Source organism: Streptomyces sp. NPDC050263, from assembly GCF_040655955.1.
Taxonomy (GTDB): Bacteria; Actinomycetota; Actinomycetes; order Streptomycetales; family Streptomycetaceae; genus Streptomyces.
This window is the reverse complement of record NZ_JBFAKW010000009.1, coordinates 108674-133866: the sequence shown is the minus strand read 5'-3', so window position 1 is coordinate 133866 and position 25193 is coordinate 108674. Positions and strand designations below refer to the sequence as shown.

The 25193-nt window shown below is 70.8% G+C and carries 27 protein-coding genes and 2 pseudogenes; 15 read left to right on the top strand and 14 right to left on the bottom strand.

Features of this window, described 5'->3' with window-relative positions; all coding sequences use genetic code 11:
• Positions 1 to 39: 39 nt before the first annotated feature.
• The 3 genes from AB0J04_RS06590 to AB0J04_RS06580 form a co-directional block, all read right to left on the bottom strand.
• Positions 40 to 1254, bottom strand: a complete 1215-nt coding sequence (locus AB0J04_RS06590) for an FAD-dependent oxidoreductase (RefSeq protein WP_363167246.1) — start codon at positions 1252 to 1254, stop codon at positions 40 to 42.
• A gap of 137 nt (positions 1255 to 1391) precedes the next feature.
• Positions 1392 to 2336 (bottom strand): RNA polymerase sigma factor SigJ, encoded by a 945-nt coding sequence (sigJ, locus tag AB0J04_RS06585; RefSeq protein WP_363167245.1) that lies wholly within the window; start codon positions 2334 to 2336, stop codon positions 1392 to 1394.
• A 10-nt stretch (positions 2337 to 2346) separates the two neighbouring features.
• On the bottom strand, positions 2347 to 3315 hold the full coding sequence (locus AB0J04_RS06580) for a type II CAAX endopeptidase family protein (RefSeq protein WP_363167244.1): 969 nt from the start codon (positions 3313 to 3315) through the stop codon (positions 2347 to 2349).
• 137 nt (positions 3316 to 3452) lie between these two features.
• On the opposite strand from AB0J04_RS06580, the gene AB0J04_RS06575 reads away from it, so the two are divergent.
• Complete coding sequence (locus AB0J04_RS06575; RefSeq protein WP_363167243.1) at positions 3453 to 5834, top strand: histidine kinase; 2382 nt, start codon at positions 3453 to 3455, stop codon at positions 5832 to 5834.
• Positions 5834 to 6484 (top strand): response regulator transcription factor, encoded by a 651-nt coding sequence (locus tag AB0J04_RS06570; RefSeq protein ID WP_363167242.1) that lies wholly within the window; start codon positions 5834 to 5836, stop codon positions 6482 to 6484. The genes AB0J04_RS06575 and AB0J04_RS06570 overlap by 1 nt, the downstream gene beginning before the upstream one ends.
• Positions 6485 to 6547: 63 nt before the next feature.
• On the opposite strand, the gene AB0J04_RS06565 is transcribed toward AB0J04_RS06570, so the two are convergent.
• The 3 genes from AB0J04_RS06565 to AB0J04_RS06555 form a co-directional block, all read right to left on the bottom strand.
• Entirely contained in the window at positions 6548 to 8284 is a 1737-nt protein-coding gene (locus tag AB0J04_RS06565) for a SpoIIE family protein phosphatase (protein ID WP_363167241.1), read from the bottom strand.
• A gap of 218 nt (positions 8285 to 8502) precedes the next feature.
• Entirely contained in the window at positions 8503 to 8859 is a 357-nt protein-coding gene (locus AB0J04_RS06560) for a PRC-barrel domain-containing protein (protein WP_363167240.1), read from the bottom strand.
• 156 nt (positions 8860 to 9015) lie between these two features.
• Positions 9016 to 9729: a DUF5994 family protein gene (locus tag AB0J04_RS06555; RefSeq protein WP_363167239.1), complete on the bottom strand. Its 714-nt coding sequence runs from the start codon at positions 9727 to 9729 to the stop codon at positions 9016 to 9018.
• A 269-nt stretch (positions 9730 to 9998) separates the two neighbouring features.
• Between AB0J04_RS06555 and AB0J04_RS06550 the strand changes: the two genes are divergently transcribed.
• Both AB0J04_RS06550 and AB0J04_RS06545 read left to right on the top strand, forming a co-directional pair.
• Complete coding sequence (locus AB0J04_RS06550) at positions 9999 to 10655, top strand: DUF5994 family protein (RefSeq protein WP_363167238.1); 657 nt, start codon at positions 9999 to 10001, stop codon at positions 10653 to 10655.
• 17 nt (positions 10656 to 10672) lie between these two features.
• A complete protein-coding gene (locus tag AB0J04_RS06545; protein WP_363167237.1) occupies positions 10673 to 10948 on the top strand; it encodes a hypothetical protein in 276 nt (91 codons plus the stop codon).
• A 64-nt stretch (positions 10949 to 11012) separates the two neighbouring features.
• Here AB0J04_RS06545 and AB0J04_RS06540 read toward each other — a convergent pair whose 3' ends face one another.
• Positions 11013 to 11168 (bottom strand): DUF6131 family protein, encoded by a 156-nt coding sequence (locus AB0J04_RS06540; protein WP_363167236.1) that lies wholly within the window; start codon positions 11166 to 11168, stop codon positions 11013 to 11015.
• Between the two features lie 199 nt (positions 11169 to 11367).
• On the opposite strand from AB0J04_RS06540, the gene AB0J04_RS06535 reads away from it, so the two are divergent.
• The 3 genes and pseudogenes from AB0J04_RS06535 (at position 11368) to AB0J04_RS06525 (ending at position 13623) form a co-directional block, all read left to right on the top strand.
• The gene (locus AB0J04_RS06535; RefSeq protein WP_363167235.1) at positions 11368 to 11541 is read left to right on the top strand and encodes a CsbD family protein; all 174 of its coding nucleotides are present in this window, start codon (positions 11368 to 11370) and stop codon (positions 11539 to 11541) included.
• 141 nt (positions 11542 to 11682) lie between these two features.
• Positions 11683 to 11918 (top strand): annotated as a pseudogene (locus AB0J04_RS06530) (VapC toxin family PIN domain ribonuclease); the annotation flags it as partial.
• A gap of 193 nt (positions 11919 to 12111) precedes the next feature.
• A complete protein-coding gene (locus AB0J04_RS06525) occupies positions 12112 to 13623 on the top strand; it encodes an SDR family oxidoreductase (protein WP_363167234.1) in 1512 nt (503 codons plus the stop codon).
• A gap of 34 nt (positions 13624 to 13657) precedes the next feature.
• Here the strand turns inward: AB0J04_RS06525 and AB0J04_RS06520 are convergent, their stop codons facing one another.
• Both AB0J04_RS06520 and AB0J04_RS06515 read right to left on the bottom strand, forming a co-directional pair.
• Positions 13658 to 13936, bottom strand: coding sequence for an SHOCT domain-containing protein (locus tag AB0J04_RS06520; RefSeq protein ID WP_363167233.1), 279 nt, complete (start codon positions 13934 to 13936; stop codon positions 13658 to 13660).
• A gap of 59 nt (positions 13937 to 13995) precedes the next feature.
• Positions 13996 to 14445: a DUF6325 family protein gene (locus tag AB0J04_RS06515; protein WP_363167232.1), complete on the bottom strand. Its 450-nt coding sequence runs from the start codon at positions 14443 to 14445 to the stop codon at positions 13996 to 13998.
• Positions 14446 to 15397: 952 nt separating this feature from the next.
• On the opposite strand from AB0J04_RS06515, the gene AB0J04_RS06510 reads away from it, so the two are divergent.
• Entirely contained in the window at positions 15398 to 15823 is a 426-nt protein-coding gene (locus AB0J04_RS06510; protein ID WP_363167231.1) for a hypothetical protein, read from the top strand.
• A gap of 209 nt (positions 15824 to 16032) precedes the next feature.
• Here the strand turns inward: AB0J04_RS06510 and AB0J04_RS06505 are convergent, their stop codons facing one another.
• Entirely contained in the window at positions 16033 to 16464 is a 432-nt protein-coding gene (locus AB0J04_RS06505) for a hypothetical protein (RefSeq protein ID WP_363167230.1), read from the bottom strand.
• Positions 16465 to 16478: 14 nt separating this feature from the next.
• Between AB0J04_RS06505 and AB0J04_RS06500 the strand changes: the two genes are divergently transcribed.
• Positions 16479 to 17897 carry a DUF2252 domain-containing protein gene (locus tag AB0J04_RS06500; protein WP_363167229.1) on the top strand — a complete coding sequence of 473 codons (1419 nt, stop codon included), beginning with the start codon at positions 16479 to 16481 and terminating at the stop codon, positions 17895 to 17897.
• A gap of 395 nt (positions 17898 to 18292) precedes the next feature.
• On the opposite strand, the gene AB0J04_RS06495 is transcribed toward AB0J04_RS06500, so the two are convergent.
• The gene (locus AB0J04_RS06495) at positions 18293 to 19006 is read right to left on the bottom strand and encodes an SDR family oxidoreductase (RefSeq protein ID WP_363167228.1); all 714 of its coding nucleotides are present in this window, start codon (positions 19004 to 19006) and stop codon (positions 18293 to 18295) included.
• A 121-nt stretch (positions 19007 to 19127) separates the two neighbouring features.
• Between AB0J04_RS06495 and AB0J04_RS06490 the strand changes: the two genes are divergently transcribed.
• Complete coding sequence (locus AB0J04_RS06490) at positions 19128 to 19511, top strand: MerR family transcriptional regulator (RefSeq protein ID WP_363167257.1); 384 nt, start codon at positions 19128 to 19130, stop codon at positions 19509 to 19511.
• 164 nt (positions 19512 to 19675) lie between these two features.
• Here the strand turns inward: AB0J04_RS06490 and AB0J04_RS06485 are convergent.
• Positions 19676 to 20155: pseudogene (locus tag AB0J04_RS06485) on the bottom strand (mobilization protein); the annotation flags it as partial.
• Positions 20152 to 20493 carry a plasmid mobilization relaxosome protein MobC gene (locus AB0J04_RS06480; RefSeq protein WP_363167227.1) on the bottom strand — a complete coding sequence of 114 codons (342 nt, stop codon included), beginning with the start codon at positions 20491 to 20493 and terminating at the stop codon, positions 20152 to 20154. The gene AB0J04_RS06480 and the pseudogene AB0J04_RS06485, both read right to left, overlap by 4 nt.
• An 85-nt stretch (positions 20494 to 20578) precedes the next feature.
• On the opposite strand from AB0J04_RS06480, the gene AB0J04_RS06475 reads away from it, so the two are divergent.
• Positions 20579 to 20950, top strand: coding sequence for a hypothetical protein (locus tag AB0J04_RS06475; protein ID WP_363167226.1), 372 nt, complete (start codon positions 20579 to 20581; stop codon positions 20948 to 20950).
• A gap of 483 nt (positions 20951 to 21433) precedes the next feature.
• Here AB0J04_RS06475 and AB0J04_RS06470 read toward each other — a convergent pair whose 3' ends face one another.
• Complete coding sequence (locus AB0J04_RS06470; protein ID WP_363167225.1) at positions 21434 to 21760, bottom strand: hypothetical protein; 327 nt, start codon at positions 21758 to 21760, stop codon at positions 21434 to 21436.
• Positions 21761 to 22052: 292 nt separating this feature from the next.
• Here AB0J04_RS06470 and AB0J04_RS06465 point away from each other — a divergent pair, with 292 nt between their 5' ends.
• From AB0J04_RS06465 to AB0J04_RS06450, 4 genes are all read left to right on the top strand, one after another.
• Entirely contained in the window at positions 22053 to 22382 is a 330-nt protein-coding gene (locus AB0J04_RS06465) for a hypothetical protein (protein ID WP_363167224.1), read from the top strand.
• 417 nt (positions 22383 to 22799) lie between these two features.
• A complete protein-coding gene (locus tag AB0J04_RS06460) occupies positions 22800 to 23252 on the top strand; it encodes a hypothetical protein (RefSeq protein WP_363167223.1) in 453 nt (150 codons plus the stop codon).
• Positions 23253 to 23466: 214 nt separating this feature from the next.
• Positions 23467 to 23964: a hypothetical protein gene (locus AB0J04_RS06455; protein ID WP_363167222.1), complete on the top strand. Its 498-nt coding sequence runs from the start codon at positions 23467 to 23469 to the stop codon at positions 23962 to 23964.
• Positions 23965 to 24319: 355 nt separating this feature from the next.
• The gene (locus tag AB0J04_RS06450; protein WP_363167256.1) at positions 24320 to 25171 is read left to right on the top strand and encodes a helix-turn-helix transcriptional regulator; all 852 of its coding nucleotides are present in this window, start codon (positions 24320 to 24322) and stop codon (positions 25169 to 25171) included.
• Positions 25172 to 25193 lie beyond the last annotated feature (22 nt).

Here is a 25193-nt window from a genome sequence, read left to right as displayed (position 1 = left end):
GGTGAGTCGGGGGATGCCGGAGTCGCGGCCGTGGCGAGGTCAGACCGCTGCCTCTGCCGCTGCCTCCGACCGTGCGGGGCTCGGGGGCTCCTGCCGTACGACGCGCCGGCGCCGGGACGGCATGCCCGCGGTCGGGTTGGCGACGCCCCAGGCCGCGCCCTTGCAGATCAGTTCCTTGTAGAGGGCGGCCCCACGGCCCGTCAGGGCGCGCTCGACCGTGCGGTCGTCGGCGGTGACGAACTGGATGAGGCCCTCCTTGCGGCCCAGCGAGACGCACTGCTGGAAGTACCGGAGGGGGATCTGGGGGACCTTGGCGTCGGCGAGACGGGCGGCGATGGCGTCGGCGGCCTGCCAGGCCATGGGGACGCCCGAGGCGCAGGACATGCGGAGCGGCTTGTCGTGGGGGCCGATCGCCATCGCCGCGTCGCCCACGGCGTACACGTCCGGGTGGGAGACCGAGCGCATCGTGGTGTCGACCACGATCTGGCCGCGGTCGGTGAGCTCCAGGGTGGTGGCCTGGGCGATCGGGTGGACGGCGAAGCCGGTGGTCCAGACCGTGACGTCGGCGGGGACGGTCCGGCCGTCGGCGGTCGTCACGCCGTCCGCCGCCACGGCGTCGACCGCGGTGTGTTCGTGGATCGTGATGCCGAGCTTGTCCACGACCTTCCGCAGGTGGGCGCGGCCCTTCTCGGAGAGCCAGTCGCCGAGGGCGCCGTGGGCGGCCAGGGCGACGTCGAGGTCCGGGCGGGCCTCGGCGATCTCGGTCGCGGCCTCCAGGCCGGTGAGGCCGCCGCCGACCACGAGCACGGGCCGGCCGGCGTCCAGGGCGGCCAGCCGGTCGCGGAGGCGGAGGGCGCCGGTCCGGCCGGCGAGCTCGTGGGCGTGTTCGGCGGCGCCGGGGACACCGCCGTCGTTCCAGCCGCTGCCGAGGGCGTAGACCAGGGTGTCGTACGCCAGTTCCTCCTGCCCGTGGCCGTTCGAGGCCGCCACCGCCACCGTCTTGCGGTCCACGTCCACGGCGGTGACCTTCGCGAGCTTCAGTTCCACGCCCGTGCCCGCGAACATCTCGCCGAACGGCCGGGGCCTGAGGTCCTGGCCGGCCGCGAGCTGGTGCAGCCGCACACGCTCGACGAAGTCGGGCTCGGGGTTGACGAGGGTGATGGAGACGTCCTCGCGGTGCAGACGCTTGGCGATGCGGCCGGCGGCGGTGGCTCCGGTGTAGCCGGCTCCGAGGACGACGATGCGGTGCTGCATGTCCGTGCTCCTGTCTGGACGGTGGCCGCCGTTGTCCGGCGTGGTCTCGCCCCTTGAACCGGGCAGCCTCCCGTTTCCTGACAGGATCGGAATGTGGCCTGCGTCACATCGCCTCAAGGTGTCCTCACAGCGTGCCCTCACAGCGTGTGGAGCGGCGCCTCCCCGTGCTCCGCGGCGGCCCACTGCTCGGTCGCGCGGACGAGCTTGTCGGGGTTGGCCTGGCTGCGGATCGCGGCGATGCCCTCCGCGGTGACCTCCAGGCAGGTGATCCCGACGACCCGGCCGTCGACCACGGCCACGACGGCGGGCCCGCCGTTGGCGGTCGTGGCGTAGATCTCGGGCGTGCCGCCGACGTGGGCCCGCTTGGCCTCGCTGGGCTTGAACAGGCCGCGCAGGAACTTGGCGACCGCGAGCGCGCCCTCGAACGCCTTCGTGCGGGCCGGGACCTTCCCGCCGCCGTCGCCGACCGAGATCGCGTCCTGGGTGAGCAGGCGCACGAGGGGTTCGGTACGGCCGCTGGTCGCCGCGGCCAGGAACTCCTCGACGATCCTGCGGGCGGCGGCCTCGTCGATCTCGGTGCGCGCCTTGCCGGCCGCGATGTGCTTCCTGGCCCGGTGATGGAGCTGCTGGCTGGCGGCCTCGGTGATGTCCAGGATCTCGGCGATCTCCCGGTGCGGATAGTCGAAGGCCTCGCGCAGCACGTACACCGCCCGCTCGCCCGGCGACAGGCGCTCCAGCAGCACGAGGACGGCGTACGAGACCGACTCGCGCTGCTCGGCGGTGTCGGCCGGGCCGAGCATCGGGTCCCCGGCGAGCAGCGGCTCGGGGAGCCACCTCCCCACGTATGTCTCACGCCGGGCACGGGCCGAAGTCAGCTGATTGAGGCAGAAGTTGGTGAGGACCTTCGTCAGCCAGGCCTCCGGCACCTCGATCCGCTCGACGTCGGCGGCCTGCCAGCGCAGGAACGTCTCCTGCACGGCGTCCTCCGCCTCACTCGCCGAGCCGAGCAGCCGGTAGGCAATCGCCTCCAGCCGGGGCCTTGCGGTCTCGAACCGGTCCACGTCGCTCATGATCAGGGCCATGCTCGCGATCCTAGGCACCCCCGGGCCGGAACGGCAGGTGTCCCCCGCTGTAGAAGGGCAGCGGCGGCGGGACCGGCGCCGGCGCGGGGACGGCGCGGGTCGGCGTGCGGCGACGCGCGAGCCAGAGGACTGCCGCCGCGTACAGGGCGATGCCGGCCAGGTCGACGGCCACGACCTGCCAGGGAGCGTCCGCGGCGGTGTCGTCGCTCTTGAGGCCGTCGACGACGGCGGCCGAGACGCCGAAGGCCAGGAGGTTGCTCACGGCGTGCAGTCCGATCGCCGCCTCCAGCCCGCCGGTGCGCACGGTGAGCCGGCCCGCGACCACCGCGAACACGAGCAGGTCGGCGAAGCCCCACGGGGTGCCCCAGCCGTGGGCGGCGGCGAACAGGGCGGCCTGGGGCACGAGCGCCCACCAGGGAGAGCGCAGGAAGCCGCCGACCGCCTGCGTGAGCCAGCCGCGGAACACGTACTCCTCGGCGGCCGCCTGGAGCGGCACCAGGACGACCAGCATGGCGAGGGCCGGGCCGAAGACCTCCCAGCCCGCCCACCGCGACGGCGGGGCGTCGTCCAGGGGCAGCAGGAGCATGACCCCGGTGGTCACGGCGAGGACCGGGAGGGCCGCCAGCACGCACAGCCCCAGCCAGCGCCACCGCAGTCCGCCCGTCACGGACGAGACCGTGCCCGCCGGGCGGCGGCCGATCCAGCGCACCGCGAGCAGGACGACGGGCAGCGCGGAGGCGATCGCCAGCAGGTCGAGGGCGGTGCCCGAGACGGGACCGAACTCGACGGTTCCGTCCGGCGCTTCGGGGTATCCCTTGGCCGCGCCCAGGACGGAGCCGAGGCCGTAGAGCAGTGCGGCCACGAGCACGCCCGCCACGGCCACGAACCCGGCGCCCAGCACGGGCCGCCACCATCGATGGCGTAGCGAGGCGCGGGCCATGCGGTGGTAGGGGAGCAGTTCGGGGAGGGGACTCGTCATGGGGACAAGCCTCGCCGCAGGCCCGTGTCCGCACATCGGCCGCGGGCACGAAGGCCGACTCTGCCGGAGGGTGGAGAGCGCCCTCGTACCTGGGGACGGTGCCGCGCCGTCGCACCCCGCCCTACGCTCGGGCCGATATGGAGACGACGCTACGCAACTGGCTGCTCCCCGCGCTGCTCGCGGCCGGACAGATCGCCTGGCTGTGGCCCGGAGCCGGCGTGGCCGGCGCGGAGCCGCCCGGGGCGGCCGCACTGGTCGCCGTCCTGGGCGCGGTGGTCGCCGAGACGGCCGCGCTGGGCCGCCGACGGCAGACGCCGGTCCGGGCCCTGGCCTGGTCCCTCGGCGCCCTCCTGCTGGGCCAACTGGCCTGGCAGGACGGCTACTTCGGGGTGGGTGCGCCGATCGCGCTGTACTCGGTCGCGGTCCGCCGCCCCGTGCCCGTGACCGTACGCGCGCTCGCCGCGGCCGTCGGAGTCGAGTGGCTCCTGTCCCTCATCCGCCTCGGGGTCCGGCCCGAGCTCGCCTCGGAGTGGGCGCTCGGCGCGCTCCTGTACGCGGTCTGCGCGGGACTCGGCGAGGCCCGACGGCAGTGGCTCAAGGGGCGGCTCCTCGCGACCCGTCGGCTGGCCGGCGCGGAGGAGACCCGGCGGCGGGCGGGCGACACCGAACGGCGGCGGCTGGCCCGCGAACTGCACGACGTGAGCGCCCATCACCTGACGTCCGTCGTCATCACGGCCGACGCCGCGCGCAGACTCGGCGACAGAAAGCCCGAGTTGACGGCCGAGGCGCTGTCGTTCGCCGAGCGCACCGGCACCGAGACCCTGACGGCGCTGCGACGGCTCGTCGGTCTGCTGCACGACGTCGACCGTCCGGATCCCCGCCCGATGACGGCGCGCATCGAGGAACTCATCGCCGGATTCGGCCGGTTGGGACGGCCGATCGACGCCGTGCTCCCCGCCGACCTGGCCGGTCCGGCGGCCGAGGCGGTCCACGGGATCGTCCGCGAGGCCCTGACGAACGCCCTGCGGCACGCCCCGGGCTCCGCCGCGCGCGTCAGCGTCCTGCGCGGGGAGGGCGTCCTGGAACTGAGCGTCGACAACGCTCCCCCGCGCGGCGCGGCGCGGGACGGAGTCGGCGGCGTGGACGGTCTGGGGTCGGGACGCGGCGTCGCGGGGATGAAGGAGCGGGCCGCGGCCGTGGGCGGGGAACTGACGGCCGGCCCCGCACCCGGCGGTGGTTGGCGGGTGCGGGCCACGCTGCCCGACGTCACGGGGCCCTGGGGCCCGCCCGAGGGCGGCGCGGGGCGGCGCGACGTGCTGCGGGAACAGCGGCTGGCCGACCCCGCGCTGGTGTTCACGGCGACGCTCCTTCCCCTGGTGTTCGCCCTGGTCACCGCGGAGGACTGGACCGGCGCGAGCCTGCGCGCCGCGGTGCCCGGCCTGCTCGTCGTGGCCGTGCTGCTGACCGCTCACGCGGTGCCGCTGCTGTGGCGGCGGCGCGCTCCCCGGCCGGCGCTCCTGGGCGTGCTGGCCACGTCGTGGCTGTGGCCGGCGGCGGCCGCCGGGGCCGCGCTGCCGTCGCGGGTGTCCCAGTTCTTCGCCGGCGGAGCGCTCGCGGAGCTGCTCGCGGTGTACGCGGTGGCGGTCTACGGCCGGGGAGCGGCCCGTACCTGGCCCGCGTGGTGCGCGGCGGCGCTCTCGCTCTCCGGGACCCTGGTCGCGACGGCGGGCGCGGACGGCGAGCTGCTGGGCGAGGGCGCGCTGTGGCCCACCGTCCTGGTGATGTTCGTGCCGTTGGCCGTGGTGCTCACGGCCGTGTTCGCCGGCCTGTGGGGCGCCGGGCTCGCCGTACGGCGCCGACGGCTGCGGATCCTCGCCCGGGACGACCTCGCGCTGGCCGGCGCGCTGTGGCACGCGGAACGGGCCGCGGACGCCGAACGGCGCCGGCTGGGGGCGAAGCTGCACGACGCTGTCCTGCACCCCACGGCCGCCCTGGTCGAACACGCCCGGCAGGGACGCTTGGAGGAGGTGGCCGCCGGGGCCCGGTCGGCACTCGCCGCCATGCGTGAACTCCTGCACAGCCTGGCCGAGTCGCAGGATTCGGAGTATCCCGGGCGGGGGCTCGCCCCGGCGCCCACCGCCGCGGACCTCGACACGCTGTGCCGGACCGTACGCGCGGCCGGGCGGGACGTGACGCTGCGGGGCCTGCCGGAGGCCGCGCAGGACCTGCCGCCGGCTGTGGCCCTGTCGGCGTACCGGATCGTGGAGGCGGCGCTCGACGCGGGCGACCAGGGCCCGGCACGGGTCACACTGCGCCGACGGCGAGACACCCTGCGCGTCACGGTGGCGGGCGTACCGCTGGCCGTGACCGGCCCGGTGGCGGAACGCCTGAAGGTGCAGGTGGGGACCGGCCCCGGACGTATCACGCTCGAACAGGCCGGTACGGTACGGGTGTCGCTGTCGACCCGGCCGGGTCCGCCGGAGTCCGTCCTGGAGGTGTTCCCGTCACCACACGCGTGATGGTCGTCGACGACCAGGCGGTGGTCCGCGCCGGATTCGCCGCCATCGTGGACGCCGAACCCGATCTGACGGTGGTCGCCGAGGCCGGTGACGGAGCGTCGGCGGTGTCGCTCGCCGCCACCGAGGCGCCCGACCTCGTCCTGATGGACATCCGCATGCCCGGCATGGACGGCCTCACCGCGACCCGTCTCATCACCGCGCAGGAGCACTGCCCTCGCGTCCTGGTCCTGACCACCTTCGACCTCGACGCCCACGTCTACGAGGCGATGCGCGCCGGGGCCTCCGGCTTCCTGCTCAAGGACGCCCTGCCCGAGGACCTGCTGTCCGCGATCCGCGTGGTCGCCGCCGGCGAGGGCATCCTGGCCCCGACCGTGACCCGGCGGCTCATCGACACCTTCGCCCGGGGCGCCCCGCAGCCGCCGTCCGTGACGGGTGCGCTGTCCCCCCTCACACCACGCGAGAGCGAGGTCCTCCTGCACATCGCGTCGGGCCTGACGAACGCCGAGATCGGCACCGCGCTCGGAGTGACCACGGGCACCGTGAAGACCCATGTGAACGCCTTGCTGTCCAAACTGGGCCTGCGGGACCGGGTGCAGGCCACGATCCTGGCGTACGAGAGCGGGCTGGTCAGGCCGCGCGGCACGCTCTGAACCGAAGGGCGACAGCCCGGATCGAGACCTTTGCCGGCGCCTGGAGGGCGCCCGGGATCTCCGTCACGCCGTCGGCAGACGCAGGGCGAGGAGAGCCACGTCGTCGGTGCTGCCGGGCGGCATACGGGCGAGTAGCTGGTCGCACAGTGTGTCCAGGGGCGCGGGGGCGAGCGCCAGGGCGTGGCGGCGCAGGCGGCCCAGGCCGGTGTCGAGGTCGCTGCCGGGGATCTCGACCAGGCCGTCGGTGTAGAGCAGCAGGGTGGAACCCGGCGGCAGGGGTTGCGTGGCGTTCGGCCGGCTCGTGTCGTCGCCCAGGTCGGCGCCGAGGAGGAGTCCCTGCCCGGCCTCGAGGTACCGCGCGTGTCCGCCGGGGGTGAGGAGGAGCGGCGGCGGATGTCCGGCGCTGGTCCACCGCAGGGTCCATGGGCCCGTGTCCGGGTGGCCTTCGACCCGGGCGAGGACGAGGGTGGCCATGGTGACGGTGGTGATCGCGGGCATGGCGTCGTCGAGGCGGTCGACGACGCTGCCCGGCGGCCCGATGTGGTCCCAGGCCAGCGAGCGCAGGATGCCGTGGAGTTGGGCCATCCCGGCCGCCGCGGTGAGGTCGTGGCCCACGACGTCGCCGATGACCAGCGCGAGCGTGCCGTCCTTCAGCTCGAACGCGTCGTACCAGTCGCCGCCGACCTGGGAGCCGGCGGGGGCGGGCTGGTAGCGGGCGGCCAGCCGCAGTCGGCCGAGCCGGGGCAGCGGGGCGAGCAGATTGCGCTGCATGGCCTCGGCGACGGCGCGTTGGCGGCCGTACCTTCGTGCGTTGTCGACGACCAGACCGACCCGGCGGCCGATGTCGCTCACCACCTCCAGGTCGGCGGTGTCGAAGGGGTGCGCCGGGACGGTGCGCACCACCGTCAGGGCGCCGGTGATCCGCTGTCCGGAGCCCAGCGGCACCGTGACGGCGGATGTCGCGCCCACTGCCCGTAGGAAGTCGCTGTGCAGGGCGGCCAGGGGAGAGCCGGGCGGTACGGCCGTCCCTGCCCCGTCCCACAGCACGGGGTCGCCGCCGTTCAGCACCTGGACGAGAGACGACGGGTCTGCCTCCCCGGCTTCGGGGAGGCGCTCGCGCCCGCCCTCCAGCGCCGTGTCCCGGCCCGCGGGGCCCGTGACCGCCACCCGGTGGACCCGCCCGGAACCGGTCCGCAGGTCCACCGCGGTCCAGTCGGCGAGACGGGGAACCAGCAGGCGGCCCAGCCGGGCGAGGGCCTCGTCGGCCTCCAGGGTCTGGCCCAGTACGTCGGTGATCTCCGCGACCAGCGTCAGCCGTTCGGTGAGGTCCTCCAGCGCACTCGTGTAGGCGGCCCGTTCGGCCCGTTCAGCCGCCCGTTCCCGGCGCGTGCCGTGGTCGCCCGTGGCGTCGGTGAACAGCACGGCCATGCCCTTGAAGGAGCCGGCGTCCGTCAGGGGGGAGACGGACCAGGAGATGGTGATCAGGCGACCGTCACCGCGCAGATAACTGTCGCCGTCCCCGCCCGCGGCAGCCCTCTCGGCCAGCGCCCGGAGCAGTGGGCATCGCTCCCGGACGAGCGGGCCGCCGCCCGCGTCCCGGTGCAGCAGCTCGTGCGCGTCCATTCCGCGCATCGCGTCGGCGGTACGGCCCAGCAGCCGCTCGGCGGCCGGGTTGACAGCGAGGATCCGGGCGGCCGGATCGACCACCATCAGGGCGGTGCTCAGCTGCTCGACCACCTGCCGCCAGAAGTCCGGCTCGGCCCCCGGCCACGAGCGTCCCTCGGCTCCTGCACCGGGCATCGCACCCTCCACCATGCCGCCCTCCCGTCATGGCGGCCTCGCACCGAGGACCGCGGGTGGGCCGGGAACCCGGAACCACATACCTGGCAGGGAAACCGACACACCGGTGACCGATGGTCCCCGACGGACAGCCGCGCGCGCGGCCGACACGACGACGCGTACCTCCAGCTCCCGAGCGTCCGCCCACGGCACGGCGGCACGGCGGCACGGCGTCGGCGTCAGCGGCGGGCGAGCTGACGTTCGCCGGCCGCTCCCGGCCGGTACGTCATGCCGTAGTGCTGGAAGATCTCCTCCTCCTGTTCGACCGGCAGTACGTCGTCCGTGCCGATCGACGGGGCCTTCCGCACCTGCCCCTTGGGGTAGGAGACCTGGACGTAGCCCGGTCCGAGGACCGCGTCGTCGAGGGGGACGAAGACCAGCCGGTGGCGGGTGGGCAGTCCGGTCCGGACGGTGGCCATGGCCGGTTCGTCGGTGGCGGTGTCGACGTAGACCGCTTCGAGCAGGCCGATCCTGCGCTGTTTCTCGTCGACCACGTCCTGGTTGCGCCACTCGCGGATGTCGGCTGAACGGATCATGCCCTGCTCCCTGTCTGCGCGCCCCGCCGATCGGTGTGCACGACGGCCCCGGCCCCGCGCCCGGGAGCGGCCTCGAGGGGCAGCCGCGGTCCTCCTCCGAGGCCTCCATGAGCCGTATCCCCTGATGGGCTCCCGGACCGGCTCCGGGTGTTCACTTTACTCCGGGCCGTACGCCGGTACCCGCCCACGACCAGCGGTTTCGTCGGGGCAGGGCATGGAGGCCGGAGGCGTCAATCTCCCTACAGCACGCCGCTGATCGTGGTCGTGGTCGTGGTCGTGGTCGTGCGGCCGATCGTGGTCGTGCGACGAGCGAGCACCGTCGCCGCCGCCCTTACCGGCCTCCCGGCCGTCCCGGTTTCCGGCACGGGTCCGTTCCGCCGCCATGAGCACGGTCGCGGTCAGCGGCGCGCCGGTGTCCGCACTCGCGGCGGCCAGCAGCCGGGCGGCCGAGCGGGCGCCGGTCTCCGGGGGGATCACGAGGAGGTTCCAGCTGCCCGCGGTGTAGGACAGCAGCAGGATCGCGTGCGGATCCAGCTCCGAGGTGAACCGACCGACCTTCACCGCATGGCCGTTGACAAGGATTCTGGGCGGGAGGATCGGCCAGTGGCGGGGGTTGACCGCGATACGGGTGATCCGTCCCCACAACGGATCGAGCACGTCCGCCAGGGCGGAGAGTTCGCTCGGCAGGTCACGTGAACGGGGCCACCAGGCGCCGTCCAACTCGGCGGGCCCTGCGCAGGGGCTCTTGGACCTCAGCGCGAGACGCGCGGTCGGGGCCCGGAAGGGGGCGGGCCGTGGAGCGGGGTGTGAGGTGAGGGGGTGTGAGGTGAGGGGGTGCGGGGTGAGGGGATGAAGGGCGGTCGCGGGCATTGCGCGAACCCGTCTCCGGACCCCTGCGCGAGGGCAGCGGCCCGGTGTCGTCGCTCACCGGGAACGACGCCGACATCGGAGCCGGTGTGCGAAAGCTCCCGGTGGGCTCACGCTACTCCGTGAAGGGGCCGGGCGGTCCGTCGGGCCTGTCCGAGGAGTAGCCTCGAAGGTACCGAGGATATTTCGCACACCGGCTGTCAAGCTCGTGTCGTTTTCGGCGATGCACTATGCCGGGCCGGCCGTGGCCGGCCCGGGGCAGGGTTCGCGTCATGACCGCGACCATTTCCCACCCGCTGACGGCCGAAGCCGATGACCGTTTCTCCTCGCTCCCGCTCCGCCTGTCGCTGGCTCCCGTAGGTCCCGCACCGGCTCTGCTGGACGGCGCCTGGTGGCCCCGCTCCCGCGATCTTGGGGCGGAACTCCTGGCTCTGACCGCCGTACTGGATCCGCTGTGGGGGCGGATCACCCGGGTCACGGTGAGTCCCGTCCACTGGCCGGTCATTCCGCGCAAGGTGCCCGTCGCCGGGCACGTGGTGAAAGTGGGCTGGTTCCTGCCCGAACAGGACCCGAACGAACTGCTGTTGCTCTCGTACCGCACAGGCCGCTGGAATCTCCTGGTGATCCCGCCGCAGACGCCCGCCGGCTCGGCCGCCTGGCTGATGGCCGCCGCGAGCGACCCCCTGGGCACGTCGACCGCGAGCCGTCTGCTGGAGGAAGCGGCGCGGCTGCGGGCGGTGTACGAGCCCGGCGACTTGGCCGAAGGCCCGCGGATCCCGACCACGACCGCCACGACCGCGACCGCCACGACCGCGACCGCCACGACCGCGACCGCCACGACCGCGATGCCCGCCGTGACTGCCGCGATGCCCGCCATGACCGCCGCGATGCCCGCCGAGATGCCGCATCAGCCGATGGGAAGGCGGTGAGAACCGTGGAGACATTCGTGACCGTGATCGTGATCATCGCGGTGATCGCCTTCGGAGCGCTCCTCATCCACCAGCTCAACTCACAGCACGGCGACCGTATCGCCGCCTTCCACTACGGCCGCTCCGGGATGCCTGTCACGGGATCGCCACCGTCAACTCCGCGGAAGGCCCGTGGCCGGGCGAGGACGACCGGCACCGGCCGCAAGCGTGACGCCGGACGCGGACGGCTCCGCCTCCGCCTCCGGCGCCGCACCCACGAGACAGCGCCCGCCCGGCCGGACCAGTCGGTCTGACCGGTTAGGGGGCTTCTGATGGATCTCCGTGGGAGAACCATCAGAAGCCCCCTAGGGCCTGGGGCTACCAGTAGTGGCGTCGCCCGGCGACGGCGTGGCCGACCGAGCCGAGGAGGAACAGGACGAGCCCGATCACGAGCAGGATGATCCCGATCGTCCACAGGATGGCGATGCCGAAGACGAATCCGAGGATGAGCAGGATGACGCCGAGGGCGATCACGGCCTTCTCCTCTCTCTCAAGTACGAGCCTTGCTGTTGATCGCTATCTGCTCGGGTACCCGTTTCGCTTCGAATATTCCAAGGCGTCGAGAGAATTTCCGAGAGGCGGCTGGCACAGAACCTGCACCCGTTTCACTGCCCGACAGGGGGTACTCGGGGTGGGTTCACGAATTCCCACCGGACCAGGAAGGTGAACGACAATGGCCCGAGAGCAAAAGGCCAAGGGAAAGATGGAAGAGGCCGCGGGAAAGGCCAAGGAGACGGTCGGCCGTACCGTGGGCAACGAGCGGATGACGGCCGAGGGACAGGCCAAGAAATCGAAGGGTGCGGCCCGTCAGGCCAAGGAGAAGACGAAGGACGTTTTCAAGCACTGACAAGGAAGACGCCGATGCGCCATCGAGCCTCGGCGGGGACGTCGCGGTGGGTCCGCCGACGCCGGCCGAACGGGAGACCGACTCGGGATCCGGAACCACCGCGTGATCATCGTCATCGCCGGCACGTCCGGTCTCCTGGTCATGTCCCCGCTCCTGCTGGCGGAACTCGACCACGTGGCCACGCGCGAGCGGGGACGCGCAGCCGCCGTCAGCGCGGTCGACGACCTGCGGCGCTGGACGAGCCGGGGCCGGGTCGTCATGCCCGAGACCACGGAAGACCACTTGGGCGCCGCGCGGTCTCTCCGGGCCCGTCACGCCGCGCTCGACCGCGCTCGACCTGGAACCTCGCCGACGCGGTGAGCGTGGCGCTCGCCGCCGGCCCGGAGTGTCGTCGCGACGGCGAGGTTGCGGTGCTCGCTCTCGGCCCCAAGCATGGCCTCAGGGGAACAGCGGCAGAGCCCCTCGGAGGGGCACGTCCCGGGAAGACATGAGAGCCATGACGTTTCTTGCGGCCCGGTCCGCCGACCGTCGCCGGACAAGGCGCACCGGACCGGCAAGCGTGCGATCGGCATGACCGACGACGAACGGCCGCTGCGCTGTCTGGTCACCGGTGCCACCGGTTACCTGGGCGGCAGGCTGGTGCCGGAGTTGCTGGCGGCCGGGTACTCGGTGCGCTGCCTGGCCCGCTCGCCCGGCAAGCTGCGGGACCACCCGTGGGCCGGGCAGGCGGAGATCGTGCGCGGGGACGTGACGGACGAGGCATCTGTGCGCGCGGCCATGGAGGGAATGGACGTCGCGTACTACCTGGTGCACGCCCTGGGCACCGGGCGGGGTTTCGAGGAGACCGACCGGCGCGCCGCCGGGATCTTCGGTGAGCAGGCGCGTGCCGCCGGAATCCGGCGGATCGTCTACCTCGGCGGGCTCAGCCCTTCCGGAGTACCCGAGCACGCCCTGTCACCCCATCTGCGATCCCGCGCCGAAGTGGGCCGCATCCTCCTGGCCTCGGGCGTACCGACCGCCGTACTGCGGGCAGCTGTGATCATCGGGTCGGGTTCGGCCTCGTTCGAGATGCTGCGCCATCTGACCGAGCGGCTTCCCGCGATGGTGACCCCGAGCTGGGTGCGCACCCGCATCCAGCCGATCGCCGTCCGCGACGTGCTCCGCCTCCTCGTGGGGTGCGCGCGGCTGCCGTACGACGTGAGCCGGGCCTTCGACATCGGAGGGCCGGATGTCGTCACGTACCAGGAGATGATGCGGCGGTACGCCGTCGTCGCCGGGCTGCCGAAACGTGTCATCGTCCCCGTTCCGCTGCTCACCCCCCGGTTGTCCAGCCTCTGGGTCGGTCTGGTCACCCCGGTGCCGGGCGCTCTCGCGCGCCCGCTGGTCGAGTCACTGAAGCACGAGGTGGTCTGCGCCGAGCGGGACATCGTCCGTTATGTGCCGGACCCGCCGGAGGGACCGGTCACCCTCGACCGGGCGATCCGGCTGGCTCTGCGGCGCGTGCAGGACGCGGACGTGGCCACCAGGTGGTCCTCGGCCTCGACTCCCCGCGCCCCCAGCGACCCGCTGCCGACCGACCCCGACTGGGCGGGCGGGAGCCTCTACGCGGATCACCGCGAGCGTACGGTCGCGGCGTCGCCGCAGGCGCTGTGGCGGGTGGTGGAGGCGATCGGCGGCGAGAACGGCTGGTACTCCTCGCCGCTGGCCTGGTCCCTGCGGGGCTGGCTGGACACCCTGGTGGGCGGCGTCGGCCTGCGCCGGGGCCGCCGGGACGCGACTCGGCTGCGGATCGGCGACAGCCTGGACTTCTGGCGGGTGGAGGAGATCGAGCCGGGCCGGCTGCTCCGGCTGCGCGCGGAGATGCGCCTGCCTGGCCTGGCCTGGCTGGAGATGACCGTCGGCCGGGATCCCCAGGGCCGCACGGTGTACCGGCAGCGGGCCCTGTTCCATCCGCACGGCCTGGCCGGGCACGCCTACTGGTGGAGCGTGGCTCCCTTCCACGCCGCGGTCTTCGGCGGCATGGCCCGCAACATCGCGGCCGCGGCCGAATCGGCCGCCCCTGAACCGGCCCGTACCCGATGAGGGGGCTCAGGGAACCGTGCGCGTACGGGTCGCGTCAGGAGCCGAGAACTCTGCGCTTCTGCTGCTCGAACTCCGCGTCGGTCAATATCCCTTGAGCCTTGAGTTCACCGAGCTCTTTCAGCTGGGCGATCGTGTTGTCCGAGGTGTCGGCCGACGGGGCCGGCGGCGGTGCAGCCGGGGCCGGTGCGGGCTGCTCGGCGGCTGCCTGCTGGGCCCAGCGGCCCTGCTGCCGCCGTGACACGCGATTGGAGACGGCGGTTGCGGTTCCGGCGACAACGGCGGTACGCGCGACCCCACGGATCAGACCTGGCATGTTCCTTCTCCCTACTGTCTGCACTGTCTGCGGTTCCGGCGCTGGTCCTGCTGGGGCGTTCAGGCGGAAGAGCCCGGCTCGGCCGCGTCCAGCGAGGCCAGGACGGCTTCGACCGGGATTCGCCCGCTCGCCACCACTTGCGCGCCACCGCGCCGGAGCGCCGCGGCAAAGGGGGCTGCCCACAGGTTCTCGTAAACCAGAATGCCCGCGGAGTCACCGGGCTGGAGAACCGCGGCTGCCTCCTCCATGTCGTCCCGGCCGAGCAGGCCGGAGGAAGCTCCTTCGAATACGGCCAGGCTGGCTTTCGCCTCCCCGGTCAGGTCGGAGATCTCCATGGCGACGACGGAGTCGTCCAGCTCCTTCTTCACGAACGTCAGGTCCATGATCCGGATGATGCCCCGGTCGACCAGATCGACCAGCAGGGGAAGCCCTTCGCCCGTCATGTGACTTCCTGGGAACTCGACCACCAGATAGTCGATCGGTCCTATCTCGTTCTCGGCGTCGCCCATGTCCGTCCCTCACTCACTGTCCGGTTCGAGGAAGTCTGTTTCGGTGCCGGGGCCTTCACTGCCCGGCCATGCGCATCCGCGTTTCGCTGTCCGCATCGGTGATGAGCTCGCCCGACAGGTCGATCGTCACCGTGCGAAGCCCGCCGCCGGTGAACCGGAAAGGCGACCGGTAGTCGGACGTGACCGGTAGCCGGACGTGACCGGTAGCCGGACGTGACCGGTAGTTCGGACGTGACCGGTAGCCGGACGTGACCGGTCGTCGGACGTGACCGGTCGTCGGACGTGACCGGTAGTCGGACGTGACGGGCTGGCCGGGGTTGGCGCCGCAGGTCATTCCGTCCGGGTGAAACATGACGGGGTGGTCACCGGGAACTCGGCCGCTGCGACGGCTGGGGCCGTGCGCGCGACGCCGGCCGCGGGCACACCTTGGCGGGACCGCCGTTTCGGCGTCTTCCGGCGAACGCGAGATCCGGATGCGGGCCGCTCGGGAACGATCGCGGACCGCCGGGCGGTCGGAATTCCGGCGGAACCGTGCCCACGGCATGCGCCTGTTCGGTCCCGTGGCCGACGGAGCAGCCCCGTTGCCGGCCTGCCGCGCGTGCACCACGATTCATGCTAGATCCGCGACAGGACAGCTGCCACCGGGCCTCACGGGACTCGGGACTCGTCGGGGACTCAGGAACAGAGCTGCCGGTCACGCTCGCTGACGGTCGAAGCGGTGAGCCACCGACGGGCGACCGCCCTGGACGCACGGCTTCACGAAAGCCGATGTCCGTCCGAGATCGAGCTGCGCTGGATCTCGGACGCACACAACGGGGACGGGGCGCTGAACCGGGCGAGGCACACCTCGCCTCGCCTCACCGGCACGAAATGGCCCCGCTCGCCCGAACGGCGCAGCATGGAGGAAAGGGGCCGCGACCTTGTGGCCCCCGTGATGAATCGAGGGACGGCCATGGCGACGACTGCTAGCCCCCATCGATCGGAATCGTCCAGGGCGGCCGCGGGCGGTCTGGTGACCTTCGCCGCGGTGATGCTCTTCATCGGCGGCGTCCTCGGCATCTTCCGGGGCATCATGGCGATCGCGGATGACGACGTTTTCCTCCGCACCCCGAACTACGTCTTCAAGTTCGACCTGACCAGCTGGGGCTGGATCCACCTGACCCTCGGAGTCGTGGCCGTCCTGGTGAGCATGGGACTCTTCTCGGCCGCGGTGTGGGCGAGGGTCATCGGAGTGGGGATCGCAGGGCTGCTGCTCATCGTCAGCTTCCTGTCCATCCCGTACTACCCGATTTGGTCGATGACCCTGATCGCGCTGTACGGGTTCGTCATCTGGGCGCTGTGCGTGGTCAGGCGCGACGAATTCACCGGCCGGGCGTAGTAGACGAATTCGCCGGCCGGGCGTAGCAACGGCTCTCGGCGCGGCCTTCGCCTGTCTGGTCGTGGCCATCGGCCTGGTCGTCGCCCGCCGCTACTACCTGGACCACCTGCCGGCCCAGGCGCAGTCGGAGGCCGCCGCGGCGGCCTCCGTCGACCCCCTGCTGCACTTCCTGCGCGTCAGCCTGCGCACGGGGATCGTGCTCGGCGTGGTCATCGCACCGGGCGCCTGTCTGACAGGCCGACCCCGGCGCTCGCACTCCTCGCCGCCTCCGGCCGCGCCACCGCCACCGCCACCGCCACCGCCACCGCCACCGCCACCGCCACCGCCACCGCCACCGCCACCGCCACCGCCACCGCCACCGCCGACGACGCCGAACAGGCGGCGCGGCCGCGACCGGACGGCGGCGCGTGAACGGCCGATTCGTGACCGGCCGGGCCCAGGTAGCTGGGAGGACCCTGCGGGGATAGCCTGAAGCAAATGGGTGAATACACCCATTTCACCCAGCGTGGCCGGACCGGGACGATCTGCTGCGGCTGCGGCTGCGTCCCCTCGGCACCGAACTCGACGTCATGCTGGACGATCCACGACCTCGGCGGCCGCCGAGCGAAGACCAACGCGCTGCGCGCCGGCCACCAGACCATGGAGCGTGTCCGCAATGACCGAGAACCACCACTCCGGCGACGAGACACAGCACCGTACCCCGCAGGAGCGGGTAGCCCGCGGCAAGGCGGCGCGCGTCGACGTCCCCCGGTCCAGCCACGCCGAGTTCCATCCCCCGCCCAAGCGCACGGACCCGGTGGAGATCATCGGGCACCAGTCGGAGAGGCGGGTGCCGGAACTCGTGCCGATCCGCTACGGCAGGATGAGCGAGGCGCCGTTCCGCTTCTACCGGGGAGCCGCCGCCATCATGGCCGCGGACCTCGCGGAGACACCCCGCACCGGGATCAGGGTGCAGTGCTGCGGCGACGCCCACATGCTGAACTTCCGGCTGCTGGCCTCCCCGGAGCGGCGGTTGATGTTCGACATCAACGACTTCGACGAGACGCTGCCCGGCCCATGGGAATGGGACGTCAAGCGGTTGTCCGCCAGCTTCGTGATCGCGGGCCGGGCGAACGGCTTCAGCGCCAAGGAGCGGGCGACGGTGGTCCGCACGGCAGTGAGGGCCTACCGCGAACGCATGCGAGGCTTCGCCGCAATGGGCAATCTCGACGTCTGGTACACCCGTGCCGACGCGGACGAACTGGCGCAACAGTTCGGCGAGATGCTCAGCGCCGGGCAGCGCGATCGCTGGGAGCGCGCCACGGAACGGGCCCGTGCACATGACACGTTGCAGGTCTTCGACAAGCTCACGCACGTCGTCGACGGCCGACGTCAGATCACTCCCGACCCACCGCTGCTGGTCCGGCTCCAGGATCTGCTGCCGGACGCCGAACGCGGCGCGTTGGAGAAGGAGATCACCCGCCTGATCGAGCACTACGGCGAAACCCTCCAGACGGACCGGCGGTTCCTGCTGGAGCAGTACCGGGTGGCCGACATGGCCCGCAAGGTGGTCGGTGTGGGCAGTGTCGGGACCCGCTGCTGGATCGTCCTGCTGCTCGGCAAGGACGACGAGGACCCGCTGTTCCTCCAGGCCAAGGAGGCCGACCAGTCGGTGCTGGCGCCCTATGTCGGCGGCAGCAGCTTCCGCAACCAGGGCGAGCGCGTCGTCGCCGGCCAGCGGCTCATGCAGGCGACCAGCGACATCTTCCTGGGCTGGGAACGCGTCCAGGGCATCGACGGCAGGCGGCGGGACTTCTACGTACGCCAGTTGCGGGACTGGAAGGGCATCGCCGTCGCGGAGGACATGTCGCCCAAGAGAATGGCCCTGTTCGGCCGTCTCTGCGGTGCCACGCTGGCCCGCGCCCACGCCAGGTCCGGGGACAGGATCGCGATCGCCGCCTACCTGGGCGGCAGCGACGCCTTCGACCGCGCGCTGGCGACGTTCGCGGAGCTGTATGCGGACCAGAACGAAAAGGACCACCAGGCACTGGTCGACGCCATCCAGGCCGGACGGGTCCCGGCCGAGGCGGCCTGAAGGCCCCTTGGCCGACAGGCCCTTCGTCGACGGCGCCCGGGCCTGCCGTGCAGGGCCGGCCCGTCCTCCGAGAAGGCGGCGCTGATCCATCACCACTCCCGACGACCTCCCGCTCCGACACGAGATCCTCGGCGCCCACACGGAGCGGGTGCCGAGAATCGAACTCGCGCTCTCAGCGTGGGAAGCGATGGCGCTTGCGTGGCTGCATGGCTGCTGACCTGCACGGATTCATCGTGTGGGTGCGACGACCGCGCCCACGACGAGCGGAACGCTGCCATCGCCGCCCGCATCCGCTTGCGCAACAGCCGGTCCGAGCCGAAGTCCGGCTTTGCGCCCGAGTCACCCGTCCGGCAGTGGACCGGATGCCCGGTCAAGGCTTCCGGGCGCGGGAAGGGTCAGTTCCCGGACGGAGGGCTGTAGAGCTGCGCGGGGTCGCCCGAGAGGGCCGCTTTGACGAAGCGGCTGGGGTCGTCGACCAGTACCTCGATGGCTCCGGCCTGTACGCCGTCGAGGCTGGCCCGTGCGACGTCGGCCGGGTCGATCATGGGAGCGTCGCGTCCCGCCATCATGTCGGTGTCCGCGGCTCCCAGGTGCACGCCCTGGACAAGGGTCCGCTGACCGGCGAGCTCAAGGCGCACGCCGTTGGTCATGTTCCACTCCGCGGCCTTGGCCACGGCGTAGGACCCTGTCCCTTCGGTGGCGACCCACGACAGTACGGAGAGGATGTTCACGACAGCTCCTCCTCCGCTCGCGGCGAGAGCCGGGGCGAAGGCGCGGATGACCCGGAGCGTGCCGAAAAGGTGGGTTTCCAGGTCCTCCCGGATCATGTCCAGGTCGCCGGTCACGAGGTTGGCCCCGGTCGCGATACCGGCATTGTTGATCAGCAACGTGACGTCCTGTGCCGCTGCGGCGGCGTTCAGGATCGACTTCTCGTCCAGCAGGTCCAGGTACAGCGGCGTGACCCGCGAGTCGGCCGTGTCGATCAGCTCCGGGCGTCGCGCGGTGGCGTAGACCTTCCTGGCTCCCCGAGCCAGCAGCTGATCGACGAAGCGCCGACCGATCCCGCGATTGGCTCCTGTCACGAGCGCGGTGGAACCGGCGATGTCCATGGTCGTTCCTTTCGGCGGGCGGTGGGAGATTCGGCGTCCGCCCGGTGCCGCTTACGCTAAAACCTGACGTCAACGTGAAGGGCAAGTCGTGACAGGCGACAGCACGAGCATCAGGAGCGAGATGCGTATCGGCGTACTGGCCCAAAGGGCCGGAGTCAGCACGCGCGCCCTGCGCTACTACGAGGAGCAGGGCCTCCTGTGTCCCCAGCGCACAGCCGGCGGGCAGCGGGTCTACCCGGAGTCGGCCGTGGACCGCGTGAGGCTCATCCAGCAGCTCTACACGGCCGGACTCGCCAGCCGCCTGATCGCAACCCTCCTGCCCGCCATCGACGCCCGCCACGTCGGCCCCGAACTGCTGGAGCGCGTGCTCGACGAGCGCGTCCGCATCACAACCAAGGTGGCCGAGTTGCAGGAAGCAGGCCGCCGACTCGACGTACTGATCAACCTCGTCACACACCCGGGCGCACAGCCGTGCCCGGCCTCGCTCGACCAGTCGCCCGCTTGAGACTCCGCCTCAGCCCGAAGCCGACGAATCCCACGCGCCTCGCACGATGCATCCGCTCCGTAAGTCCTGGAGACAGCCTGCAGGCCGACCTCCAGCGCGTCGATCACCGGGTCGACGATGCGAGAAGAGCCACTTGCCACCAACGGGCGACGCCGATACGACACTTCGATACGGCGGCATGCGGCCTGGGCCCGGCGGGCCTCGTTGTGCCGCCGGGGTCGGCGGCCGTCGTCGCGCAGAAGGGTGGCGATGATGTGGATGTGGTCGTCGGCATGGCGGACGGCTGCCCACCGGCAGGCTTGCTCACCGCCGTCCGGCGCGATGCCGGTGGCGGCGACCACGCGGCGGGCGATGGCCGCCCGGTCCTCGTCGGACAGGATCGGGTCCTCCGGGGCAGCCCGCACCGACAGATGCCACACGTGCTTCTCGGGGCGCTTGCCGACGGGAAGCGCGTTGACGGGCTGGTCGAGCAGGCGCTGAAGCTGCTCATAGGTGGCCTTCGGGTCGCGGCCGGGGCCGGGAGCGAGCGGGTCGAAGGCTGCTACCGGATGGGGGTCGCTGTGCTCCTCTTCGGTGCCGGGGCCGTACAGGTAGCGGATCAGCCCGATCGTCTTGCTGCCGCGCTTGTGGATGCTGGGGATCACGCCGGGGCACCACCGTCGCGATGGGCCAGCAGGGCATCGGCGGCGTCCTCCATGCGGCGGGCGGAGCTGCGGACGGCCTGGGATGCGGCGTCCAGGTGGGGTGCGTCCGCGCCGGAGTCGAGGGCCTTCGCGACCTGGTTGAACAGACCGTGCACACGGCCCAGGTGCCGACGGGCTGCGAACAGCTCCTCGATGACCTGCCGTTCGGTTGCTATCTCGGCTGCGGTGCGGGTCAGGTCGCGGGCGGCCTTGTCGACGGCGTAGGCGAGGAAGGCGGCGTAGGACATCTCGCAGTGGGCGGCTGAGTCGGTGGAACGCTTGAACTCGGCGTCGTTCATGCGGCAGCTGGGCTGATGCAGGCGCTTGCGTACGGACGACTGATCGCCTGCACCATCACAGGGGGACGTGACCCGGATCAGATTCATGCAGGACGAGATCCTGCGCACGCCGGCGACGGCCCGGCTCTACCTGATGCTGGAACAGAACGCGCAGCACGGTGCTCTGCCGCCGGGCGTCGACATCAACGAGATCGTGCGGTACGCCCAGCAGTGGCATCCGCAGGCGCAATGGGCAGTAATTGCCCAGCTCGTGCACACCTTCCTCACCAACCTCACTGCGGAGGACCGAAGCGACCTTCTGCACACGGTCCGTGGGATGTTCGAGGAATACGGCGAGAAGGAACTGGCAGAAGGACGTGGCCTGGCGGCGCGCGAGGTCACTGCGGCATCCCGACGAGGTTCCCTATCTCCGACATGGCCACGGCGACGCAGCGCCGGGCTTGGCGTCGGGGCGTGAACCGAGCAGCGACCACCCTGATACGGCATAGCCGTGGCGGGGGAGTAAGAGCCCCCTTTGCGGAGGCGATTTCACGCGCATGCTGTCAAAAGGGCGACCCGGATCACATGCAATGCGTCTCGCTATTCGAGACGATTCGATGCCGATGCGTCCGGAGCGGCGCCCGAATATGCTTGGGGCGGCCGCTCGGGCTCCACTTAGGGCACGCGGAGGGCACGGAACCGCCAAATCGGCCTAGACAATAGAAGAACCCCAGATTGTTGACCTGGGGTTTCATCATGGAGCGGGTGACGAGAATCGAACTCGCGCTCTCAGCTTGGGAAGCTGGTGCACTGTGGGCCCGGTTGGGAGCGCTGACCTGGGCGAACGGGTGGGCCTTGGCCTCGTCGGGCCGGGTTGCGTTCACCGTGGTTCCCCGCTGTTCCCCGCCTGATCTGGTGCGCTTGTGGTGCGCTCGTCGACGTTTCTAGTTGCTCCGCAGGCCTACAGATCCACACGTGTCTCGTTCTCGCCCCGCCTGAGAAGGACGTGTGCCGGCCGGAACGGCAGACTGCGCAAAGTCGGCTCCAGGACCTTGAACAGAGCATCGGCATTGGGTCCGTAGGCGTACACGACGGCTTCGCCTCCTCCGAACTCGTTCCCGTCGACCTCCCCGACGCCTGCCTCCTCAGTCGCTGCCTCCATCACCTCCTCAGCTTCGTAGATTCGCTCGCGCTGGTCGACGTCGCCGAAGCCGTCATCGGCAAGCCGGAAGTGTGCGATGACGGCGTGCTCCACATCCCCGCTGTCAGGGGCATTGAGTGTCTCCATGCCGGACACACTGTCATCGGGGTCTGACACTCTCACCGCTGTGTCCGCCTCGGACCCGCCCCACCAACACGCTTTCCAACTGTGGTGGTGGGGTGTTGGGCTGGGTGCAGGGGAGTTCACCTGCGTTCATGAGCGGACGACCATCGCGGCTGGGGGCGGCTCCGGTTTCGTCTGAACGACCGTGAACGCTGCTGAATGAGACGGAAACTGAGACGGACCGCGGGCCGGGCTCGCTAGTCTTCTGAGTCAGGAATTCTGTTCAGATAGCTGGCGAGGCGTTCGAGGAGGTGTCATGGCACTGGTCCGCAAGGGATCACGCCGGATTGTTGTCGACGGCACGGTCTACCGCTGGCGGCTGCGAGGCAGACCCACGTACTTCCAGGGCTTGGCCTGGTCGCCGTGCACTTTCGCGGTCGAGCATGCGGATACCCCAGGGAAAACGCTCGTGGTCACCACCGACCACCCGCATCCGAGCAACTGGATCGGTCGCGAGGCCGAATCTGTGCTGCCCTCCGACGTTGCCGCCGCCGTTCGGCTTGCCCTGCGCCAGGGATGGACTTCGACTATTTCGGGCTCCGCGTTTCACCTCGAACAGTCCGCCGGCTTCACGCCTTCGCACTGAACAGGGCTGGGGAAGTGTCGGTGCCGCGCCTGTACCGCAGCCGACGACAGTCAGCCACGACGGTGGGTGCGCCGACCGATCGGGCGCGCGTGTGTCTCGCTGCACCCCCACCGGCCTCAGCCACGTTATCGGGGTGTGTCGTCGACCAGACCAAGCGGCCACGGCTGGCCCGTGACGACGGCGGGGGTGTTATGGGCCTTGACAACACGCGTGCCGTGGCCGCGCGTTCATGGCCCCGCCCGTGAATACCACCGCCTGAAAACGGTTTCAGACAGTGCCGGGGCCGTAAATTGGCCAAGCCTTGACGGTCGCAGCGCCCTCATAAAAGATCCCTTCGAGCCCTCGATAACGGGGAGCGGAGATAGGGGGAACGTGAAAAAGCTTGGAAAGTCAATACTTTTCGGCATTTAGGGCGCCGTGCTTGCGGTTTCCAGCTTTGCCACCCCGGCGGCGGCCTACGGCCCTCAGAGCGGAACCGGTACCGGCGATACCGTGGTTGAGGCCAGCGACGGCCTTATACCTGGGCAGCCCGTCATCCACAAGAGGGGTGACGGCGTCAACCCGCCAGCGGAGCTGGGTAATCCCTCCGAGTGGGGCGTGGTAAAGCTGGAAATCAAAGATTCGGCCGCTCAGCTGAGAGGTAATACCTGCCAGGATGTGACTCACGGCAGGTGGTGCTATGGGTACGATCTGGTGTCGGCCGGAAAGAGATGCTATTCGAACTACATCGCGGATGTGAAGCACAGGTCAACGGTCAGGGTCCAGAATGTCGACCATGGAAGTGGCTGGGCGGCGAAGGGTGAGACTTCCTACGCCAGCTCAACACAAGGTGCGGCATGGACCTGCTATGCATATTACGATAATGCGTAAATGTGTCCGCCGCGATGAGGGTTGATCTCCCTCGGGTGGGCATTACTCCGGGCGCACACGGGCCCGGAGTAATGCCGCATTAGGGCCGGAAGGGGAGAGAGTGGATTTTCGGGGTGCTCGGGTCGTGTCGTTTACGGTGCCACTCGGGCTTGGCTTGTTGCTTGGTCTGATAGGGCCTGCCGTTGAGCATTGGGGCGGCCGTCCAGGTGCGGCCGTGGGCGCCGTTTTCACCGGTGGGTGGCCGTGGGCCTGTTACGCGTTCCTGGTGGGTTATTTCCGTCGGTCTAAAATCGAATCGGTTGTTCTCGCGCCTCTGGGGCTGGCTATCGGTGTCGTGACCTACTATCTGACTAAGGGAAGCCTGGCCTCCCTGGGTGGACTGGATTCCTCAGGTGCGGGATCATCCGGAATTGCCCTCTGGGGTGTGCTGGCATTCTTCTTCGGAGCACCCCTTGGGCTCCTGGGGAACCTCGCGCAGGTGCCGGGCATCGGCGGCCTGGGCTTCCGGCTTCTTATTCCCCTGGTGGCTTTTTATGAGACTTCCATGCGTCTGGAGATGGAGTCGCGCGGGCCGAGTCAGGTTGTTCTGGGTACCTGGACCACCGTTCGGTTCACAGCTGTTGCCGTTGCGGTCGCTCTGGTGGGCCACACTGTCTGGGGTTGGTGGAGGTCTCGCCGTATTCGTTCCGCCGGGGTCGGCGTTGGTCACTGAGGTGTTTCAGCGCGGCCTGTCGGTCCATCTGCTCGCGGCGGGGATGCCCTGGCCGGCGATGTGCGCCGGGGCGCGAATCTGGGATGTATTTCCGCTAGCCGGAACCCACCTCAGTCACGACGAACCCCATCTCTGGCATCAGGTGGCTACATCCTTTGGCGCGCGGCACGGACGCCGGCCGGGCTGGAGCGGGGCGGAGACTGGAGCGCAGGCCCGGCCGGGGGCCGTGCCGCGCGCGGGGAGCGGAGCGAGCCGCCTTGAACCAGTAGAGAAAGTTTGAATCATGTCGGGCTGGTGTTGATCATCTAGGCTCTCGTGCCCGGTGCTGGCTGCCTGGTGGTGTAGAACCCTGGATATGGGGAGTGAGCGGCGGGAACGGATGAAGACGCTCGGGGCGCGTCTTCGAGGGCTTCGGGTAGAGGCCGGCCTGACGGGTGCCGTGTTGGCGCAACGGGCCGGTGTCGGTCAACCCACCGTTTCCAAGGTCGAGAACGGGCGGATGGTGCCGAGCCTCGACGTCCTGGGGCGCATGTCTCTCGCTCTCGACCTCGACGAGGTCACCGCTCGTGAGGTGCGCGACCTCCTGGCCGCCGTGGAAGCAACTCCGGACACCGTCGAAACGCCCGGCGACGAGAGTCCCACTGGGGCTGTCCTCGATGAAGTCGTGCGGTCCGCCCGGCTGGTGCGGTCGTTTCAGTGTGTTGTCCTGCCGGCCATGCTTCAGAGTGCGGAGTACGCCCGTCACGTCTTCGACAGCGCGCCGAACGCCACCCCTGAGGCTGTCGGCCGTGCTGTCGCCGCCCGTGTGGAGCGGCAGAGCCTGTTGTACGAGCCGGGGCGGGAGTCCGTGTTCGTGCTGCCCGAGGGCGTGTTGCGTACCTGGCCCGGAAGCCCTGCGCTGATGCTCGCCCAGCTTGACCGACTGCTGGCTGTCGAGAGCCTGAGCACGGTACGACTCGGCGTTCTCCCCTGGCGTCGAGCGGTACCCGTCATGCCTCGTCACGGATTCACCTTGTGCGACCGCGCGGCGGTCGTCGTCGAGACCTTCCGAGGTGAGCGAGTCCTGGACGACTCCTCCGAAGTCGCCGCATACGAGGACACGTTCACGCGCTTCGAAGAGGCCGCGGTCTTCGGGTCTGAGGTGCGGGAGCTCCTCCTCCAGGTGATGGCGGACTTCCGGGACCTGGACACCCCCGCCACTCGTTAGAGGAATAATTCCTCAATATGCC

Excerpts from the sequence above, each read along its gene's own strand:
- AB0J04_RS06590 (WP_363167246.1), bottom strand. The coding sequence starts at position 1,254 with ATGCAGCACCGCATCGTCGTCCTCGGAGCCGGCTACACCGGAGCCACC.
- sigJ (WP_363167245.1), bottom strand. The coding sequence starts at position 2,336 with ATGGCCCTGATCATGAGCGACGTGGACCGGTTCGAGACCGCAAGGCCC.
- AB0J04_RS06580 (WP_363167244.1), bottom strand. The coding sequence starts at position 3,315 with ATGACGAGTCCCCTCCCCGAACTGCTCCCCTACCACCGCATGGCCCGC.
- AB0J04_RS06575 (WP_363167243.1), top strand. The coding sequence starts at position 3,453 with ATGGAGACGACGCTACGCAACTGGCTGCTCCCCGCGCTGCTCGCGGCC.
- AB0J04_RS06570 (WP_363167242.1), top strand. The coding sequence starts at position 5,834 with ATGGTCGTCGACGACCAGGCGGTGGTCCGCGCCGGATTCGCCGCCATC.
- AB0J04_RS06565 (WP_363167241.1), bottom strand. The coding sequence starts at position 8,284 with ATGCCCGGTGCAGGAGCCGAGGGACGCTCGTGGCCGGGGGCCGAGCCG.
- AB0J04_RS06560 (WP_363167240.1), bottom strand. The coding sequence starts at position 8,859 with ATGATCCGTTCAGCCGACATCCGCGAGTGGCGCAACCAGGACGTGGTC.
- AB0J04_RS06555 (WP_363167239.1), bottom strand. The coding sequence starts at position 9,729 with ATGCCCGCGACCGCCCTTCATCCCCTCACCCCGCACCCCCTCACCTCA.
- AB0J04_RS06550 (WP_363167238.1), top strand. The coding sequence starts at position 9,999 with ATGACCGCGACCATTTCCCACCCGCTGACGGCCGAAGCCGATGACCGT.
- AB0J04_RS06535 (WP_363167235.1), top strand. The coding sequence starts at position 11,368 with ATGGCCCGAGAGCAAAAGGCCAAGGGAAAGATGGAAGAGGCCGCGGGA.
- AB0J04_RS06525 (WP_363167234.1), top strand. The coding sequence starts at position 12,112 with ATGACCGACGACGAACGGCCGCTGCGCTGTCTGGTCACCGGTGCCACC.
- AB0J04_RS06520 (WP_363167233.1), bottom strand. The coding sequence starts at position 13,936 with ATGCCAGGTCTGATCCGTGGGGTCGCGCGTACCGCCGTTGTCGCCGGA.
- AB0J04_RS06515 (WP_363167232.1), bottom strand. The coding sequence starts at position 14,445 with ATGGGCGACGCCGAGAACGAGATAGGACCGATCGACTATCTGGTGGTC.
- AB0J04_RS06510 (WP_363167231.1), top strand. The coding sequence starts at position 15,398 with ATGGCGACGACTGCTAGCCCCCATCGATCGGAATCGTCCAGGGCGGCC.
- AB0J04_RS06505 (WP_363167230.1), bottom strand. The coding sequence starts at position 16,464 with ATGGTCTGGTGGCCGGCGCGCAGCGCGTTGGTCTTCGCTCGGCGGCCG.
- AB0J04_RS06500 (WP_363167229.1), top strand. The coding sequence starts at position 16,479 with ATGACCGAGAACCACCACTCCGGCGACGAGACACAGCACCGTACCCCG.
- AB0J04_RS06495 (WP_363167228.1), bottom strand. The coding sequence starts at position 19,006 with ATGGACATCGCCGGTTCCACCGCGCTCGTGACAGGAGCCAATCGCGGG.
- AB0J04_RS06490 (WP_363167257.1), top strand. The coding sequence starts at position 19,128 with ATGCGTATCGGCGTACTGGCCCAAAGGGCCGGAGTCAGCACGCGCGCC.
- AB0J04_RS06480 (WP_363167227.1), bottom strand. The coding sequence starts at position 20,493 with ATGAACGACGCCGAGTTCAAGCGTTCCACCGACTCAGCCGCCCACTGC.
- AB0J04_RS06475 (WP_363167226.1), top strand. The coding sequence starts at position 20,579 with ATGCAGGACGAGATCCTGCGCACGCCGGCGACGGCCCGGCTCTACCTG.
- AB0J04_RS06470 (WP_363167225.1), bottom strand. The coding sequence starts at position 21,760 with ATGGAGACACTCAATGCCCCTGACAGCGGGGATGTGGAGCACGCCGTC.
- AB0J04_RS06465 (WP_363167224.1), top strand. The coding sequence starts at position 22,053 with ATGGCACTGGTCCGCAAGGGATCACGCCGGATTGTTGTCGACGGCACG.
- AB0J04_RS06450 (WP_363167256.1), top strand. The coding sequence starts at position 24,320 with ATGGGGAGTGAGCGGCGGGAACGGATGAAGACGCTCGGGGCGCGTCTT.